Raw genomic sequence first — 18584 nt, forward strand, 5'->3', positions numbered from 1 at the left:
TTTAAAATTGAGCTTTTAAACCTAGTGAAAATGTAAGTGGGGGTAACACAGTGTGAGAACCCATGTTATAATCTGGATCTCGATTTGATTTTGTCGCTTTCCATAGGATTCCCAAATTGTTCATATTCGCATAAAGTTGCATAGAATTGGACAATTTATTTCGAAAGGGATTGAATTTATAATTTAAGTGGACGTACTGCAGTCGGATATGATCACCCTTCTCAATAAGTGCTTCAGAGCCTAAGTAAAATTCGTCTCGAGCACTATTTGTTTGATATTGAATAGACGGAACATTCGTTAAAGCTTCATCTCCTGGATTCTGCCATCTATTAGCAAAATCATCATGCATTAACCAATTTTCATAAAGTCTATTATAATTTATCGAATTCCTTCTAAACCAATACCCAAGTTTATAAGAAACGCCAATGTCTAAGCTCCATGATTTATATCCAAACGTATTTGTAATATTACCAAATGCAGTAGGCACTGCTGATCCATAATAATGGAGATCTTCAATTGTTGTATCGGGACCTGTTAACTCTAGATAATCTTTACTTAGCTCTCCATTAAGATAGCCTCTTGGATCCCCTGTTTGAGGATCAAGACCTCCCCATTTATAGGCAAAGATTGAATAAACTGGCTTTCCAACAGCTCCTGAAACAGGAACAGAAGAAATCACAAACTGCCTGCCAATCATATTATTAAGATAATAGTCTGTAACTTCATCTCGCTGAAAACTTAGATTCATGGAAGTATCCCATGAAAACATGCGAGCAACATTCTTGCTTTGCAAGTTTATATCCCAGCCACTCCCTTTCATTCCCGCAACATTCCACAAAAGGCTTGTAATACCTGTCGTATAATCAAGAGGAGCTTGACCAAATAGATCATCACTTTTCTTTTGGTACCACTCTATGGATCCTAAAATTCGCCTATTGCGACTTGAGAAATCTAATCCTAAATTAATTATCTGAGTCGTTTCCCATTTTAGTTCTGGGTTGTAAAAATTAGAAAATTGAGCCATTTGCGTTTGGGTAAAACGAGACACTCCATAATATCTAATCGTGGAAACTGCAACCATTGCGGGATCTATATTCCCATTAAAACCATAAGATCCTCTAATTTTTAAATTTGGTACTAAAACTGAATTATAAAACTTTTCGTTTGAAATATTCCAAGCAAATCCGGCGGACCAAAACGGATTCCATTGGTCGTTAATATTTAAACCGAACAGATTACTTGCATCACGTCTTGCACTTGCCGAAATCGTATATTTTTGATCAAATGTATAGGCTGCATTTGTATACATAGAAATAAATCGATTTGTCTTATCTTCCATTCTAGCACCATCTAGAATAGGACTATATGAACCCATTAAGGTGGGATATCTTACAGTATAATTCACATTGGCAAATGATTTATTGTTTTTATTATACCCATAATATCTTGAGGCTCGAGAATCTGACGTTGAATTCCTTACTTCTGAGCCTATAATTGCATTGACAGCATGTTTTCCCCAATTGCGATTATAATTTGCCTGAGCCCGCAGATTAGTTAAAAGAGCCCCGGAATTAGATTGTGCTAAAATCCCTCCTTTTGGAATGATGTAGCTAACTTTACCTTGGGAATCAATGGTCGAAAAAAGGTTGACAGCATTTCTTGCATCATAACTTTGCTCATCATATAAAGTTTCAGATATCCCAGTGCCTTTCTGTACTTGATAGTTCACGATCGCATCCAGACCTTCAATTATGTTATACTTGAGTCCTGCATTCAATCTCAATTCAGTTTGCTCAGATGTTGCCTTAGTATGTTCCCAATTTGTCAAAGGATAGTAATTCCAATCAAGTAGTTTGCCTCCGCCCAAACTCAATTTGTAGTCTTGGTTGTAGTCTTTAGGTAGACTTAGAGCATTACCCTCTTTATCCGCAATCTCCATATATGGTAATCCGGCATTCTTAACCAAAACAGAACTAATTCCATCCTTGCCACTTTCCGTATTAATTTGGTTTATCCAAATTCCTGTGGACACCACTAATCGATCTATCGGCTTCCAACTATTCTCAAACCGTAGGTTTAATCTGTCATACTTCTCACTTAAACTTCCTATGTTGTCATCATACCCAATCATTGCTGACCATGCAAGGTTTTTACTCCCAGCTGACAAGTTCAACGAATACTGTCTATTTTCTGCAGAAGAATAAATATATTTCGAAAACTGTTCCCGAGAATCAATTGATTTCAATCTTTGAATTTCTGCATTTAATTGAGAAGTTCCAATCAAGCCACTTCGATGTTTTTCAAGAAGTGAGACTACTGGTGACAAAACAACATGATTATATGAAGTAATATCTTTATCATAGTACCCTCTCCCAAATAGTTCTCTTTCAACATCTATAAAATCTGAACTACTCATTGAGGGAATATAATTCAAATTCGGCTTTTGGCTAACAGAAAGTGAAGTGTTAAAATCAGCAGAAAATGATTTTGCAAAACTCCCTTTCTTAGTGGTTATCACGATTACGCCATTAGCAGCCCTTGCACCCCATATACTTGAAGCAGCAGCATCCTTTAAAATCGTAATACTTTCAACGAGATCAGGATTAATTGCAGCTAAATCACCTTCATAGGGGAAATTGTCTAAAACAATAAGTGGAGATTTTGGTCCTTTAATCGTACTAAGTCCTCTAACCATTAATTGGGGCTGACCAGAAGCGGTGCCATTCGAAACCATAACCCCGTTAGCAACAGCAGGAAGCCTATCCATAATATTCAAAGTAACCTGCTTGTTCAGCATATCCTTACTAACGGTTGAAAAGGATCCAGTAGCACGTTCTTTTGGTATGCTTTGGTAACCTGTCGATAGCGTGATACCTTCAATATCTTGCAACTGCTCGTGTAAAACCACTCTTATTTGGGCATCCAGTTGAACATCATAAGTAGTGGAGTGACTTTCAAATCCCCTTCTGGAAAAATACAAACTGCCTTTTGGTTCATTAACAGAAATTTTAAATTTTCCTAGTTTGTCGGTAGGTACAATTCTATTATCCTTTGCCCATACATTCACATCGATGATAGGTTCACCGGTGTTTCCATCAATGACAGTACCTGAAATTGTCGCCTGAGCGTTTAGCGTTAGCCAGCAACCTGCTAGCAGAAATAGTAATAAATATTTCATAGTTTAGTTAGTGTTTAGTTTAGAATCTTATCAATTATTTTTCTGAAATCACAAGCATTTCTAAGGGTCGATTTTCTCTAACGATGGTTAATCCGTAGGGAGCTAATTCTCTTATTAGCTGCTCTACAGAAAAAACTCCAGAAATCTTTAGGTCAACATTCTCACTGATACCGGTTTCATCAAGAAGGGGAAGCTGGATTGGAGTGACCCCATTAATCATGTTTATCATATGGAGTAACGGAGCATTTTGTAGAATGGCAGGTGCTTGCGGGAAGGTCGAAATTCTCTTTCCTCCTTTTGTTGCAATTAAATTTGTATCTGTTGTCCTCTTTAGGACAAGACAATCCGTTTGCAATACTTTGATCTTCGCATTATAATTAGAATAGCGATTAAGCACTTCGAGCATATCTACATACAGTGAATCGGCCTTATCCTCTGGTACATTGTGCTCAAAACTATATAGATCAGAATTTTCGAATGTTCCATTTGACTCATTTTTCGCATAAAACTTGGAAGCATCTTTAAGATTGAGAATCATTCTTTTTTCATTGAAACGACCCTCGGACTTAATCGAATTAAAGGCTTTTAGTCCAATTCCAAAAAAAATATCACTCAATGGTAAATTGGTGAACTGTCGTCCGATTTCTTTCTTGGAAGCAGAATATTTATATTTACCTCCAGCGCCAATGCCAGGGACATGCCCTTTCATAAAAATAGAGTAATTAAGCATCGTAACATTGCGTTGTCGATCAAAATTTTCATCTAGCATAAAAGGTCTTTTACGATCTATACTAGTAACTGTCTGAAGGCTTTCTGAATACCCTTTCAAGACCTCAGCAATATTTTCAGCGGTTACTTGTCGACTATCTGTTGTGTTAACAACCTTTCCATCTTGAATCCACACGATGAAAGGCTCACCTATATGAGGGAAAACTTGATTGAAGTATTTATCCTCTGTAACTGACTTAATACTCTTAAATCTCTGTCCATTTTTTGACGAAAAGAATTTGTCAAGTAGTTGGCGATTCTGCCCAGTTACAGCCTGAATAAAGATTTGATCCCTAAATTGTTCTTGCAGTTGCTCCATTTTAGGGAAAGCAATCAAACACCCGCTGCACCAGGTATTCCAGAAATCAAGCAAAATTAATTTGTCTCGATGTTCAGAAAGTTTAATTGATTTCTCAGTACTATTCACAATTTGATGGCTTTTTGTCCAGAAATCTTCGGGGAGTACATCTCCTACTTTAAAAGCCTTTTGCTGCGCTGGAATCTGTAGACTGAGAAGAACTAAAAATACTAGGGCGATGATGTCCCTGCAAAACTTTTTTTCCATAGTTTTGTTCTTGGTTTTTTTGGTTAAACAATTATTAAGACCACGCTCTTTCTCGTATTGCTTCTAATCAAGGGAAAGGGCATTTTTATTTTTGACGTAAGTTTTACGCAATTGACCTAAGTCTTTTTTGGGAGTTAGATTTCCCCTCTCATCGGCATATAGCTTCTCCATTGCGAAGGAAAATCCTTCCCAAAAAAATATAATGAAGATATGAATGTAAAGATGGGTTGAAAAATGGCATCGAAAGCCATCTGATGCTCGATATCAGGGGTTTTAAACACCTGACTATATAGTTTGAAAGAAAAAACCAACACTACCCGCAAATCAATCTTCAATCGATTTGGGTAAGTGGAAAAAACATCTTACTTTTAACGTGCGAGTTAGTTTAGCAGATAGTAAGTTCCGTCAACCTCAAATTGAAGGGCTGGGTTGCTTTTTGAATGGGAAATGTAGGATCAGTTACCTAAATAGGCAATTTCGTCTCTACCCCACTATCAAAAGTGGGCAATGTTGGCAATGTGCGGAAAAGTGAAATGATTTCTCCTGTCCGAATTTTAGAAGTATAACAGAAGTCTAAATAGGAAAAAGGGCAGCTACCTACTTTCAACTCTTATCGAGGTACTGCTAAGAACCCTTGACGAAATATCCAATAGGGAGACTACCCCATAATGCAAATATACAAAATACGAGGTAGCGACTTCCCAGTTGGTCTTGCGTCATCAAATATTAGCAGTTTTCGATAACAAGACTCTAATTAAAGTCGCATTTTTCTGGTTTTAATTACTAATACAAATATAGTAAAGATAAATGAAACATGCAAACACCAATTAACTAATTTAAAATAATATATACAATAGTGGATAACGATGCACGAAAGAAACGTTTAGTTTCACCAAAATTCAGGAAAATCCTCGGGGATAACTTGCGTCTTGAAAGATTAAAACAAAACTATTCCATACCCGATATTTCTCACATGACGACAATTACCAGTAATACAATCCGAACTATTGAACAAGGTGATGCCACGAATATCGACTACTATATTGAGTACGCAAAGGCAGTAAAATATGACTTCGGACCAATAAGTACAATGGGAATTGAATTAACTCCAAAAATACCTTTGCCGCCAAAGGAAAAGGAAGCAACTAATTTAACTGCCAAAATCAGAACCAATATAATTATGACCGAATTTCTAAAAGAAGGTAAAACGGTTGGGCAAATTCAAAAAGAATTAGTCCGTCTAGGAGTTATCAATCCCCCATCCGTTTCAGCGACAGAAATTGCAGGTGTTATGAGAAACTTGGAAATAAAGAAGGTTATAAAAGTTATTGGAAAAGAGGGAAGGAAAAATGTGTACGGTAAAATTTAATTACGACTGTAATAAAAAAAATTAGACCTAACTAAAATAGCCAGGTCTAACAATTGAGCTCATGTATAATGCTTAGAAAATATTTCAAAATAGGAAGCTACAATTTCAAACAGCGAAGCAGTCTATCAGTTTGAAATGCTCACTAGAACATTTCGGAGTTTTCTTGGATGTGCGACACGTAAAGCACACCAAAAACCAACCGTGGCTACATACAATCTACCGTAGTTAAGACACTGTCCTACTATAGGAATCGTTAAATGACTTCCTTGAATCTTTCTGATGGGAAGATCTGTTTCTCTACGATACATAAATCCCTTAGAAACGGTGAGATGATCTTTAGTTACTGTAATGGTTGTAAAATAAGTTTCAACAAAGAGATTAAACCCTTTCACGAAGAGATAAAACAGAAGCCAGGCAATTATTGATGTAATTCCATGAATAGCCATACGGTAGATATCTAAAAGTACAAACGGAATGCTAACCGACCCTATTGCCATTAAAATGCTTGAAGGTAGGAAGCATGTCCAATGCAAATGAGCCCTGTAAAGAATTGAGGGAGTACTAGAATTAACGGGAGTATTAGATGCAATTTTCATAATGAAATTTTAAAAAAATTAAAGTATGATAGAAAAAACTTTTTTGGAGTAGTTCATTCTAATTACGCTGTACCGGGGTTCCGCAAATCTCGCAATCAAATGAACCCAACATCACTTAATGCAATAGCCTCCCCCCATTTGTACAACGTCGTAAAAAATTCATGAAATATCTCCATCCAGAAATAGAGATCCGTAGGTTTATTCACCTATAAGTTATGTCAGTGCGACCTAGCATTAGAACGGCAACAATTAGTAGAACCTAATTAGAATATAGCCTTCATTTACTGCTTGAAAAGTCGCAAGAGCCCACCTTTGTGGCATCTTTTACAAAGATACGAAAATCATCTGAATCATTTGTCATCACAAACAAGAAATTTTCATTTTTTCGCTTAATTTGATTCAATTGACTGAACATGGCCAGTACTACTAATAACCCCAACAATACAAATACTTCAGAAGCTTTCCTCCAGAAGTATATCTGCCAATTTATTGCATCAAAATTTCTTGTGGACTTAAAAGATGACAACGGAAAAACAATTTCTCAAAATGAATACGCAAAATTGTGCGGTCTTTCTTCTTCCACAATGACAAAGATCAAATCCATAAATGGGTATGACATCCCATTGAGCACCATTTATAAAATTTGCCGCCAAGAAAATATTTCTCTTGGGGACTTACTAAAGGAGTTCGAGGAAAAGTACGGCACAAACCTGCCAGACTAAACACAGTCGAATAGCGATTCAAAAAAAATTCAAAAATATTCTTGATTAAATCTTATTGGAGCTATTGTTTCTAACTGCTTTCCTAATCGACAATAGCTGGATTGCTAGGCCAATGCACAAAAGTCTTCTAACCACTCTTAAATCCGCTCTACAAAGGCAAAAGCTTTGTTTTCAAAGCGGTAGCTTCTTGCACAAGCAAAATATAATCACTCACAACCCCTAAAGTTTTTGTAGAATTAAGTATATTTACATAGGAAATTGTCAGAATTTCTAATAAAAACTTAAATTAAAAATACCATGGAAGAAGAAGAACCAAAACACAATTGTTACTATAATTTGGATGACCATTTCAAAGATCTACAAGCCACAGGAGATCGTTTTCGTAAATGGGCTGAAGAAGAAAGCAAGATGACAAAAGAAGAACTCGGCCTACGGGCAAGAAGAGACGCAGAAGACAAAATTAAGGTTATTAAAAACATTGCGTCATCTCTCGGAGTTTCACCGATTGAACTTATAAAGCATACTTTGCGCAGAGACGACGAGGATGAAGACTAAAAAAGTAAGAATTTTACTTTTCAACTTACACAGCTCGTGGCTACCTTCTCGTACCACAGACATAGTGGCTCGGCACTCAATCTTTACACCGTTTTGATATACGATGCGAAGCTCACCTGTCGACAAATTGTTTGTATTGTCAATTTTACGAAAACCCAAAGAGCCCTAGCTGCCTGTCCCGGCTTGACCAATAAAGTAGTCGGTGAATGCCAACACCTTTTTTTAACACCTAACCTTTTTACTAAGACCACTCTATCTCCATTTCTTTACAAAGGACAATCCTGCTTCACGTTTACTCATGTAAATAAAATTTATAGCAAAGCTAAAATCTCAGTTCAGGTGAGACACTATGTAGATCGTAGGGCGCATACAGTGATACGACCATAAATACTGGCAGAACCTACCTGAATTTGCTATATCGCTTAATTATAAGTTAAATCTGAAAAACCAGTCATAATGGCAGGTTTGAAATTATTAATCGTATAACTTTCTGACAATTAACCAAATATTGTCCAAGGAATGTTTTTTGAGTTTTAGATGAAAAATTTTATATATGCTGAAATCGATACTTCATAAAATCGGATTAAAAGAAAATCAAAAGCTACCAGAAAGAAAGAGTTTGAGTTCTTTAGCAGCTAAAGTGCTGACAGATGAGAAAGAAGTTGCAAGAGTTCAGCCTTATCTTACGGCTATCAAAAATGCAATTGACGAACCTGCGATAACCAACATTGCTGTTACTGGCGCTTACGGTTCTGGCAAAAGTACCATTATCAAAACATTTCAGCAACTAAATCCAGAAAATAAATACCTCAATATTTCTTTAGCATCTTTCAATGATACTAATAATACGGATGAAATGGAAAGAATGCTCGAAGTAAGCATATTGCAGCAGATTTTCTATCACGTAAAGCCAGGTGAAATTCCTGATTCAAGATTCAAGCGTATTATTAACAATACAACTGGGAAAATCTGGTCTATCGCTATTGGATTGGTCTTATGGATTTCTAGTATTTTCATTCTTTTCAAATTTGACTACATAAAGAAAATTAATCCGGACACTTGGATCTTGGGATGGAGGAATATAGATTGGATAGGTTTACTAGTATATCTTATATTCTTTTTTGGAATCGGAATGTTTTCTAAAACCGTTGTTCGTTTATTCAGCAATTCCAAAATCAATAAATTAAATATTCAGGGAGAAGTTGAATTAGGTGATAATATTGATAAATCTGTTTTTAATGAACATCTGGAAGAGATTCTTTACTTTTTTGAAAGAACTGATTATAATGTAATCGTGATTGAAGACTTAGACAGATTTGAGAACTCGGATATTTTCACAAAACTTAGAGAAATAAATATTCTGCTGAATAATTCAAAGTCCATCCAAAGTAAAAGAGGTTATGAGAAGATAAAATTTATATATGCAATTAAGGATGATATGTTTAAAGATAAGAACGAAAGGGTTAAGTTTTTTGAATATATAATTCCGATAATACCCTTCATTAATCCATCCAACGCCGATGAACAGTTATCCAAGCTTATTAGGGAAGCAAAATTGGAATCTGTTCTATCCCAAGAATTTATCAGTGACGTCATTACTTTTATTGATGATATAGATATGCGTTTGCTCATCAATATCTTCCACGAATTTGTTTTATACAGAGAGGCCCTTAACCCGGAATTTGTAACCATGCCGGAGGAACTTTTCGCAATCATTACTTACAAAAATCTGTATCCTAACGATTTTATGAAGTTACACAGAAGAGAAGGAATGCTTTATCAATTTATAAATAATAAGGGCAAATATGTTTCAGGAATAATAAATGAAATTGATGAACAGATTAGAAAGAACGAAAAAGATATCAAAAAAATTGAAGATGAAGTTATTAAAAGTGTAAAAGATTTAAGAATTAGATATATTAACGCTGTTCTATGTCTTTTACCACAAAACGCAACTTTATTTATAGAGGCTCCTATTAACGAACTAACAGATGACGAAAATTTCGAAAATTATATCATTAATAATAATGTCACTTACAACGTCTATACACGATATGATTCTTATAAATACAGCCAAACAACCACCAAACTAGATTTCAAATTTTCTGATCTTGAAAGGGAGATAAGTTCAGATTTCACCTATTCGGAAAGAGAACAATTTATTTTAGATAAAACCAACGATATGGTTCAACTTATCAAATTGGAGATTGAAAAACTCAAAAACAAAAGACAAGAAGTCAAATCTTGGGATGTAAAGCAGATTTTTGAAGAAATTGATATAAGCACTTATTTAGATGTTTTTGCCGGGAGTCCTTTGATGCGTAATTTACTGATAAATGGTTACCTCAATGAAAATTATAATGATCACATCTCTTTATTCCACGAGGTAAGTTTGACCAAAGAAGATTTCATTTTCGAGAAGAAAGTCAAGAGTGGAGAGTTTCTAGCGTTCGATTATAACTTGACAAATGTTGAGACTGTAATTAGTAAAATTCCTGAAAAATACTTCAGACGAGACAGTATTTTGAATTTTGATTTACTTGATTTTCTTGCTAAAAATCATACTAATTATAAATCTTTATATGATAGTATCATAAACTTATTGGGCAACGAGAAGGAAAAATCTATCGTATTTATAGATTCGTATATACACCGAGAAGATTTTCCGAAAGAAATTTTTATGTCGTCCATTTGTAAGTCTTGGCTGGGATTGATCGATTATCTATACAATGATAGCAATTATACTGAGGAAAAAATGAACTTTTATCTAGAGCTTTTGATAAAGTTTGTTCCGAACGAAGATATCGTGGAATTTCAAAATAATTATTTGTTAAAGGATTTGATTGAAGAAAGGTCATATTTCTTGTCGATGATAAAGAATACTGATGAAATTGACTATTTTGAAAAGGTCTCTTCGCTGTTGAAAATATTAGATGTGAAATTTTCGCTTTTAGATCCTGTTAAAGATGATACCAAAAGATTGTTCGATTATGTTTATGAAAATGATAGTTATCAGATAAATGCGGAAAATATCGAAGCTATGATGCTTGAGTATAGTAAATATAGACAAGCAGGCGATTTAGGAAAAGCTCATTTTAATTCTGTTCTTCATTCAAAGTGCGAACATCTTATTGGCTATGTGAAAGGATATATAAGTACATATGTTAAAAATGTATTTTTAAAATTAGAAGGAAATTCTGAAGAACCAGAAGAGTCATTTCTTATACTCCTAAATAATCATAATTTGGAAAAAAAATTAAAACAGGATGTGATAAATAAATATAGCTTTAAAATCTCCAGTATATCAGATAAAGTAGATTCGGAAATAAAAACAATGCTGGTGGAGTCCAATAAAATTATACCAAATTGGAAAAATGTAATTGATTATTATATTGATTGCGATTCTTCTCTGGAAAAACCCCTGATAGACTTTTTGAATAATGGTGAAAATTATCTTGAGCTTTCGAAGGAAAAGATGGATAAGGAGGGAGATTTTGGTTATGTAGAGTTTAGAAAAAATATTCTACTGTGCAATGATTTGTCAGACGCGAGCTATAAAAAATTGCTGGAAAATAGTTTATACACAAGAGTCCAGCTTGCCTTCGATAATTTGAGTATTGAGAAGGTGAAATATCTGGTTGAAAATATTCTGACCCTATCTAAAGAGAATTATAGTCTGTTGAAAGAAAAATTTCCCCATCAACATATCGACCTTATAGCCAATCATCAAAATAAATTCATTGAAGATTTTGAAAAATATCCTTTGGACGAAAAAGATATTATTTTACTGTTAGGCAATTTGACTAAAATAAATCATCAAACTAAAATTGCAATCATAAAAATACTTAATTCTGATGTAATTATCAATAGTAAGGATATTTCGATTATTGTCTGTGCCATACTTTCAAACTCTTCTTATATTCCATTAGAATACCAGATCATTGAGGGATTATTTAAAAATACCACTTCGGTAGAAAATAGAATAAAACTGCTTAACATTCAATTTAGCAAACTATCTATCGAAGAAATTAGTAATCTGGCAAAAAATTTACCCTATCCTTATTCTGAAATCGCTGTAAGCAGAAAAAGACCCACAATCCCTTTAAACAGCCACAATCGTGAGTTTGTTAATAATCTTAATAACCAGGGTTTGATTTCTTCATTTGTGGTTAAGAGTAATGTAATTAAAATTGTCGCTAATTATTAAAGTATGAATCGAATCCCTCTTTCAAGATTCCCGACAGTTGAATGCGATGACGAGGATATTATTGCAGCATACGAATGGTTTCGGTTATACCTGTCACAATCTGATTGGCTTAAAAAGAAGAATGCTATTGAAAGCTATCTATCCGGCTGCTTACAGCCTGTAGACATCTCAACCAATATAGCAAGCTTACCTAGTATTGTGATTGAAGACGACAAAATGGGTTGGTATCTATATCTTACTTACACCTATATCTATGAACGCCACAAATATGAGTACTTTCAAGGTGCGCGGATTATACCGATATTTAAACGATTGGGGAAAAATCTAGAGCTAGTAAAATCTATTGGAGGTATTGACAAGAAAATGCGGGATTTAATTCGTAAAAGATCTTCTGAAGCAGATGCTATTCTTTTTGAAATTTTGACAGGTCTATTATGGGTATTAAATGGTTGGAAAGCGACTATAGTTGAAGAAAGACAAGGAGAAACTGGGAAAAAACCGGATTTTTTAATGACACAAGGTACTGCAAGCTGGCAGGTCGAATGTAAAAGACAAAGCAAAACAGCAGATTACACATATACTGAAACCCAAAAAAGACTGTCACTGATAAATGAAGTTAAAGATCTATTGTTAGAAAACAATATCCTACTTGATATAACAATCCACGTCGAACTAAAATCATTATCAGATACCTATCTGAAGGATTTACTGATCAATATCATTCCTAATATGGAACATGAATTAATAGTTTCAAATGCGGAAGTTGACATAAAAATATCTAAAGTTGATACTATCAAAATCAATAGCCATCTTGAAAAATATTATGTTAAAAATCATTCTCCACAGCTCTTGGAACTGATAGCCGGAAAAGCTGTAGACTATTCGAGCTTTACGTGCGGAACTAAAAGTGTTCAGTTTTTTTTGGGTGAGGGTAATGTTAATAATAGCTATTTAGCAGAAATTGCCAATGTTTTTGGTGTGCAATGTTATTGCGATGCGGAAGCTTCTATTAATGCAAAAGCAAGAGATATAAAAAGGCAGATTTATAGCGCTATTAAACAATTTGATAACAAAACAGGAAGTATAATTCATATTGGTATCGAAACTTTTGACGGGCCAGAAGTTGAAAAAGCTAGGCTCGAGAAAATTTTAGGTACCATGGAAAACTTTAATAGCTTAGACAATACTTTGTGTTGGATCTACTGTCACTATTTTCAGTCTTATACGCGGTCAGATAAAGATTGGTATTTTGATGAGACCGTCAACGTGGTTACATCACTTATTAATCCAATTCTTCCGATTCCCAAACATTTTTTAATAGTACCTGAAGACGAAATTCCTATCATTGATGGTTCACATTGGGAAAGAGAAACCCCGTGATTCAGCTCAAAAAAATAATATCACTAATATTTGGTATATTCGTGTAGTAAAAGATACTTGCAATGACAATTAGAGAAAGAAAACAAATCAGAAAAAGGATAATCTCCGCTTCTGGTAACAGAAGTCTGAAGAGAACAGCAAGGAGAGCCTCACTTAATGCACAGAGAGCATCAAGAGTTTTAGACATTCCGTATAATGTTATCAAAGATGGTATAATTTACACTGTCCTCAAAGATAGATGGGTAGCATCGGGAAAAGTGGATAAAATTACTTCTGAAAAGCATGGGCTTAGAAAAGGCAGTAAGTTATGTCTGTAAAAATGAAACTTCGACTTTTTTGTGGTCTTAATGGTTCAGGAAAGTCGAGTTTATTTGAGGAGTTTAAACCAATTCCGATGAAATAGAAAAAGAAATTCTTAAAACAGGTTTCCTAGACCTGAATACATTCAATTAAAAGTAAGCCAGAACGATTTCAATGACTTTCTGAAAGAAGACGATTCAGTGACACTTCTTAAAAAAGCAGAAGAATCAAATCATTCTATTGATGTTTCTTTAGATGAAAACATTATAGTTGATAAATCAAAAGATACACATAGCTATGAAGCTTCCTTAATATCGTCTTTTATCAGAAAAGAGTTGATAGAAAATGAAAACACTTTTTCTTTTGAAAGTGTTATGAGTCATTCTTCCAAACTGAACGAACTTAAGCTTGCCAGAGAAAAGGGCTATAGAATCTATCTTTATTTTGTATGTGTAGATGATCCTGAAATCAATGTTTCTCGCGTAGAAAACAGAGTGGCAAAAGGTGGTCACAAAGTAGATAAAGAAAAAGTAATATCAAGATATAAATTAACATTAGAAAACGTCTTTGACGCTATTCAGCTGTCAGGCCGGGTTTATCTTTTTGATAATTCTAACACAATGAGGATGATTGCGGAAGTTGAAAATAAAGTGATGACCATACACGTTGACCAAGCGAATATGCCAAACTGGTTTGTCGAGCATATCATCAATAAAATAAAATCGTAAATTTATTGCATACAGTGCAACAGCCACGACTTGATTTGACAGTTAGGTATGTGGTTTTAAATCTTTACCAATACAAAGATCAATTGGGCAGGTAGTGTTTCACTAACAGTGTAAGTCCGGTTGACCTGGTTCATCCTGGCTTAAACTCTACCACAATGCTCATTTACATTGCACTAAAGCTCTATAAAGCCCGCCTCCATACTTATTGAGATTTCCTATTTGTCTAATTCAATAAGCCACTCCAAAAATTACATTCGCCCTTTTTTATATGCGTATTTTTGATTCTTCAAATATTTAGAGTGCAGCACTCAAATACTTGATAAAAAGAGTATGGCGTACTACTATAGTAGTACATGAATATTCACACGGATACAGCAAGAACATAAAAGACACCAAATCACAGAATTAATGAATAAATTACTATCTCCTTTTACTAAAGGTGAGTTTCAGCTAAAGAACCACATCGTAATGGCTCCTATGACCCGTAGCCGTGCTACAGGAAACATTCCCAATGAACTAATGGCTACTTACTATAAGCAGCGCGCAGGTGCTGGTCTAATCATTACGGAAGGAACTTCTCCTTCCCCAGATGGTCTCGGCTATACTAGCATTCCTGGCATCTTCAACAAGGACCAAATTGATGGATGGAAAAAAACGACCGAAGCTGTACATCAAGAGGGCAGTAAGATTTTTGTTCAATTAATGCATTCCGGTAGAATTGCGCACGAATCGAATTTACCAGAAGGAAGTGTCGTTGTAGGACCCTCCGCCATTAAAGCAGCAGGACAAATCTTCACAATGTCAGGGATGCAAGAGCACACTACTCCGATTGCACTTTCTACTGAGCAAGTGAAAAATACAGTTGCTGATTTTGTAGAGTCTGCAAAGAATGCAATAGAAGCTGGTTTTGATGGAATTGAAATTCATGCCGCGAATGGATATCTGCCTGAACAGTTTCTAAATCCTAATGTAAATGTAAGAACGGATGAATATGGTGGATCAATCCCAAACCGAATTCGGTTTGTCGTTGAAATCGCAAAAGGGATTGTAGATGCAATTGGTTCTGATAAAGTGGGGATTCGTATTTCACCCTTTTCTCAAAGCAGTGATCTAGCTCCATATCCACAAAACGAAGTAATCGAAACCTATACCCTTCTAACCAAGGAAATGGAATCCTTAAACTTAGCTTATGTGCACCTTAGTGCTAATGCGGATATACCAAAAGAATTGTATTCAATTATAAGAACTAATTTCTCTAGCACAGTAATTCTATGTAATGGTCTTACGCCTGAAACAGGCGAAAAGGCATTAAGTGAAGGTTTTGCTGACGTAGTAGCTTTTGGACGATCTTTTATTTCTAATCCTGACTTCACTAGCAGAATTGAAAAAGGTGCAGAACTCATCCCGCTTACAGACTATGACACTCTTTACTCTCCAGGAGCTAAAGGGTATACGGACTACCCTACTTTAGAACAGGAACTTAGTCTGAAATAGAACTGATTAGAACTTTTAGTTCAAATATATAATACAACATCCGCCCTAGGAAGTACATAAATTGGACTCTATCCAATGTACTTGCTAGGGCGGTTACTTGTGTGTAATCTTATAACACCATCATCATGTAGAATGTTGGCAAGATTCCAGATCTTTGCTATTGCTGTTGAATCTGTCATTTTTTAATAATTGTTTGTAATAATTTTTCATCAGCTTGAGATAAATAGAATTTATTTTTTAATTCTTCATGCCGAAGGCGTTTCACCAGAAGTAGTAAAGCAGATTTCACTGAACCACATTCAATTCAATCCAATTTTCGCTCATTTAATTCATTTCCTTTTATTAAAACATGCAACAACTTGTTAATTTGGTGTCAGTTACACTCGCTTTCTTTTTTCTAAACAAGCAAAGTATCAAGTCCAAAAAGGAATATACTCCACGAATTTTGTAGAAGAATTACTTGGGTCATTAAGCTTTATTCTGCTTTGATTTAATGCTTCTTTGATGACCAATGAAACTTGCGACCACTGATTATTGTGCAATTTAAATCGTTCTCTTACTAATGTATTAGTCTTTGAACTAGAACCATTTCGATGGCTCACTTGCAGAATGCAGCTAATGTTTAATTATCCCTGCTAATTGACACATAGCTCCAAGATTGTAAAACTATTCGAAAAGATCGCACTTTCGAGAAGGATTACATTGAAGGGAGTTATGGCGAAGCACCCTATATTGGGTGTTCGCTGTGAATTCGCTGCGTAATTTCGTAAAAAGATAGCTTCTTAATTTTGAAAATTTAAATCCATCATAATCTAGTACGCATATTTCAAACTTTCGGCAGTAAATTAAGAATACTGCCGAAAGTTTGAAATATATATTGACGTTTGTTTTTACATGGATTACTCTTTGAATTTATTAATACAAACATGTATCTGTTCATTAAATAGCAATTGGAAACTTAAATATAATTGAAAAAGTGCGGTATAACGAAAAACGAATACCCCATTTATGAGAAAATTTCTCACTAAATAGATTTAAACGTTATTATTTTACGTATCTTTGAGAAAATTTCTCATAAATAACAACATATGTTAATCGAATTTTCTGTCAGTAATTATTTATCATTTAAAGAAAGGGTCACCCTTAGCATGGAAGCAACTTCAATAAAGGAGCACATAGATACAAATGTGGTTTCAAGGAATCGATTTAATCTTTTGAAAGGTGCTGTTATCTATGGAGCCAATGCAAGTGGCAAAAGCAACCTAGTGAAAGCAATGTCTACCATGCGACGACTAATACTTCAATCCTTTGAACAGTCTTCTGCGGATGATCTTCCCATAGTACCTTTTTTACTAAATACGGAAACTGAAAATAAGTCTTCTTTCTTCGAAGCAATATTTTTAATTGATGATATCAGATACCGGTATGGGTTTGAAGCAGATAACAAAACCATTCATGCGGAATGGTTGTTTAAATCTGTGAAAAAAGCCGAAACCCCATTATTTCTGCGGGTAGATGACGGAATTGACGTACGGAAAGGGTTTTCTGAAGGGAAGGATCTTGAAAAGCGTACAAGAGACAATGCACTATTTCTTGCCGTAACAGACCAATTTAACGGGAAAATATCTCAAAAAATAATGAAATGGTTTAAAGATTTCATTAGCATTTCTGGTCTAAGCCACGAAGGCTATAAGGAAGTTACATTTAAAATGCTTGAAAATGACAAAATGAGAAGTTCGTTACTCGAATTTTACCAAAGACTAGATCTTGGATTTGAGGATATCTCTATTTCTACAAAGAAATTTGAACCGGCGGAGCTACCCACTGAAATCTCAAAAAGTCTAATGAAGCAACTTATTACAGATTTAGAAGGGGCAAATAAAATAGATATAAAAACGATTCACAAAAAATTTAATGCTGAAAATACCAGCGTGAGTAATGTTGAATTTGATCTTCGAAACCAAGAATCAGCAGGTACAAATAAACTATTTACTATCTCTGGACCAATCTTCGATGTATTAAACGATGGCGGATTATTGGTAGTGGACGAACTAGACTCTAGCCTACACCCTTTGATGACTTTAGCCATCACCAAACTTTTCAACTCAAAAGAATACAATCCCAATAATGCACAATTAATATTTGCAACGTATGACACCAATCTTATGTACTATGGCAACTATAGAAGGGATCAAATCTACTTCGTTGAAAAGGATCAATTTGGAGCCTCTGATCTTTATTCCTTAGTTGAGTATAAAGAAGATGGTAAACTCATTCGAAAAGATCGTTCTTTCGAGAAAGATTACATCGAAGGTCGCTATGGTGCAATTCCGTTTATTGGTAACTTATCGGCAAAATGGCTAGGAAACTCTAAAAAGTAAAAAATGAAAACAGCACAAACACAATCGGAAATTACACCCTTTATCGCCACTCATCCCGGAAGTCTAATTGCAGATGAACTTGTAACAAGAGAAGATCTTGATCAAAAAGAATTGGCCAACTTACTTGATGTAAAAGCGTCTTTCTTAAACGAAATTATAAATGGGAAGAGATCAATAACTGCAGATATGGCATTGCTATTAGAAAAAGCAATAGATATTCCCGCAGATTTCTGGTTGAAATTTCAAATGCAATATGATTTGGACACGGCGAGAATCAACAAGCTATAATACCCCCGCAAATTCAGACCACTTGACTAATTAAAAAAATGTTTAATTTTAAT

13 protein-coding genes are annotated in these 18584 nt (G+C 34.8%); 10 read left to right on the plus strand and 3 right to left on the minus strand.

All coding sequences use genetic code 11. The features are described 5' to 3' along the window. Position 1: 1 nt before the first annotated feature. Together AC3IRX_RS04575 and AC3IRX_RS04580 are read right to left on the minus strand one after the other, a co-directional pair. Positions 2–3178 (minus strand): SusC/RagA family TonB-linked outer membrane protein, encoded by a 3177-nt coding sequence (locus AC3IRX_RS04575; protein ID WP_489211297.1) that lies wholly within the window; start codon positions 3176–3178, stop codon positions 2–4. 34 nt (positions 3179–3212) lie between these two features. Further along, positions 3213–4511 carry a TlpA family protein disulfide reductase gene (locus AC3IRX_RS04580; RefSeq protein WP_489211298.1) on the minus strand — a complete coding sequence of 433 codons (1299 nt, stop codon included), beginning with the start codon at positions 4509–4511 and terminating at the stop codon, positions 3213–3215. Positions 4512–5367: 856 nt separating this feature from the next. Here AC3IRX_RS04580 and AC3IRX_RS04585 point away from each other — a divergent pair. Continuing rightward, positions 5368–5880, plus strand: a complete 513-nt coding sequence (locus tag AC3IRX_RS04585; RefSeq protein WP_489211299.1) for a hypothetical protein — start codon at positions 5368–5370, stop codon at positions 5878–5880. Positions 5881–6005: 125 nt separating this feature from the next. Here the strand turns inward: AC3IRX_RS04585 and AC3IRX_RS04590 are convergent, their stop codons facing one another. Continuing rightward, the gene (locus AC3IRX_RS04590; protein WP_489211300.1) at positions 6006–6377 is read right to left on the minus strand and encodes a PH domain-containing protein; all 372 of its coding nucleotides are present in this window, start codon (positions 6375–6377) and stop codon (positions 6006–6008) included. 605 nt (positions 6378–6982) lie between these two features. Here AC3IRX_RS04590 and AC3IRX_RS04595 point away from each other — a divergent pair. The 9 genes from AC3IRX_RS04595 (at position 6983) to AC3IRX_RS04635 (ending at position 18531) form a co-directional block, all read left to right on the plus strand. Next, a complete protein-coding gene (locus AC3IRX_RS04595) occupies positions 6983–7198 on the plus strand; it encodes a helix-turn-helix domain-containing protein (RefSeq protein WP_489211301.1) in 216 nt (71 codons plus the stop codon). A 297-nt stretch (positions 7199–7495) separates the two neighbouring features. Beyond that, the gene (locus tag AC3IRX_RS04600) at positions 7496–7753 is read left to right on the plus strand and encodes a hypothetical protein (RefSeq protein WP_489211303.1); all 258 of its coding nucleotides are present in this window, start codon (positions 7496–7498) and stop codon (positions 7751–7753) included. Positions 7754–8306: 553 nt separating this feature from the next. Then, positions 8307–11960: a YobI family P-loop NTPase gene (locus AC3IRX_RS04605; protein ID WP_489211304.1), complete on the plus strand. Its 3654-nt coding sequence runs from the start codon at positions 8307–8309 to the stop codon at positions 11958–11960. A gap of 3 nt (positions 11961–11963) precedes the next feature. After that, the gene (locus tag AC3IRX_RS04610; protein ID WP_489211305.1) at positions 11964–13340 is read left to right on the plus strand and encodes a hypothetical protein; all 1377 of its coding nucleotides are present in this window, start codon (positions 11964–11966) and stop codon (positions 13338–13340) included. 62 nt (positions 13341–13402) lie between these two features. Beyond that, positions 13403–13657: a hypothetical protein gene (locus AC3IRX_RS04615; protein WP_489211307.1), complete on the plus strand. Its 255-nt coding sequence runs from the start codon at positions 13403–13405 to the stop codon at positions 13655–13657. Positions 13658–13840: 183 nt separating this feature from the next. Then, a complete protein-coding gene (locus AC3IRX_RS04620) occupies positions 13841–14368 on the plus strand; it encodes an ATPase (RefSeq protein WP_489211309.1) in 528 nt (175 codons plus the stop codon). Positions 14369–14776: 408 nt separating this feature from the next. Further along, positions 14777–15862, plus strand: coding sequence for an alkene reductase (locus AC3IRX_RS04625; protein ID WP_489211310.1), 1086 nt, complete (start codon positions 14777–14779; stop codon positions 15860–15862). Between the two features lie 1088 nt (positions 15863–16950). Then, positions 16951–18243, plus strand: a complete 1293-nt coding sequence (locus tag AC3IRX_RS04630; protein ID WP_489211311.1) for an AAA family ATPase — start codon at positions 16951–16953, stop codon at positions 18241–18243. Positions 18244–18246: 3 nt separating this feature from the next. After that, positions 18247–18531: a HigA family addiction module antitoxin gene (locus AC3IRX_RS04635; RefSeq protein ID WP_489211312.1), complete on the plus strand. Its 285-nt coding sequence runs from the start codon at positions 18247–18249 to the stop codon at positions 18529–18531. Positions 18532–18584: the final 53 nt, after the last annotated feature.

The sequence above is a fragment of the Epilithonimonas sp. KH_059 genome, from assembly GCF_057838485.1.

Excerpts from the sequence above, each read along its gene's own strand:
- AC3IRX_RS04610 (WP_489211305.1), top strand. The coding sequence starts at position 11,964 with ATGAATCGAATCCCTCTTTCAAGATTCCCGACAGTTGAATGCGATGAC.
- AC3IRX_RS04580 (WP_489211298.1), bottom strand. The coding sequence starts at position 4,511 with ATGGAAAAAAAGTTTTGCAGGGACATCATCGCCCTAGTATTTTTAGTT.
- AC3IRX_RS04625 (WP_489211310.1), top strand. The coding sequence starts at position 14,777 with ATGAATAAATTACTATCTCCTTTTACTAAAGGTGAGTTTCAGCTAAAG.
- AC3IRX_RS04615 (WP_489211307.1), top strand. The coding sequence starts at position 13,403 with ATGACAATTAGAGAAAGAAAACAAATCAGAAAAAGGATAATCTCCGCT.
- AC3IRX_RS04630 (WP_489211311.1), top strand. The coding sequence starts at position 16,951 with ATGTTAATCGAATTTTCTGTCAGTAATTATTTATCATTTAAAGAAAGG.
- AC3IRX_RS04600 (WP_489211303.1), top strand. The coding sequence starts at position 7,496 with ATGGAAGAAGAAGAACCAAAACACAATTGTTACTATAATTTGGATGAC.
- AC3IRX_RS04575 (WP_489211297.1), bottom strand. The coding sequence starts at position 3,178 with ATGAAATATTTATTACTATTTCTGCTAGCAGGTTGCTGGCTAACGCTA.
- AC3IRX_RS04635 (WP_489211312.1), top strand. The coding sequence starts at position 18,247 with ATGAAAACAGCACAAACACAATCGGAAATTACACCCTTTATCGCCACT.
- AC3IRX_RS04590 (WP_489211300.1), bottom strand. The coding sequence starts at position 6,377 with ATGGCAATAGGGTCGGTTAGCATTCCGTTTGTACTTTTAGATATCTAC.
- AC3IRX_RS04605 (WP_489211304.1), top strand. The coding sequence starts at position 8,307 with ATGCTGAAATCGATACTTCATAAAATCGGATTAAAAGAAAATCAAAAG.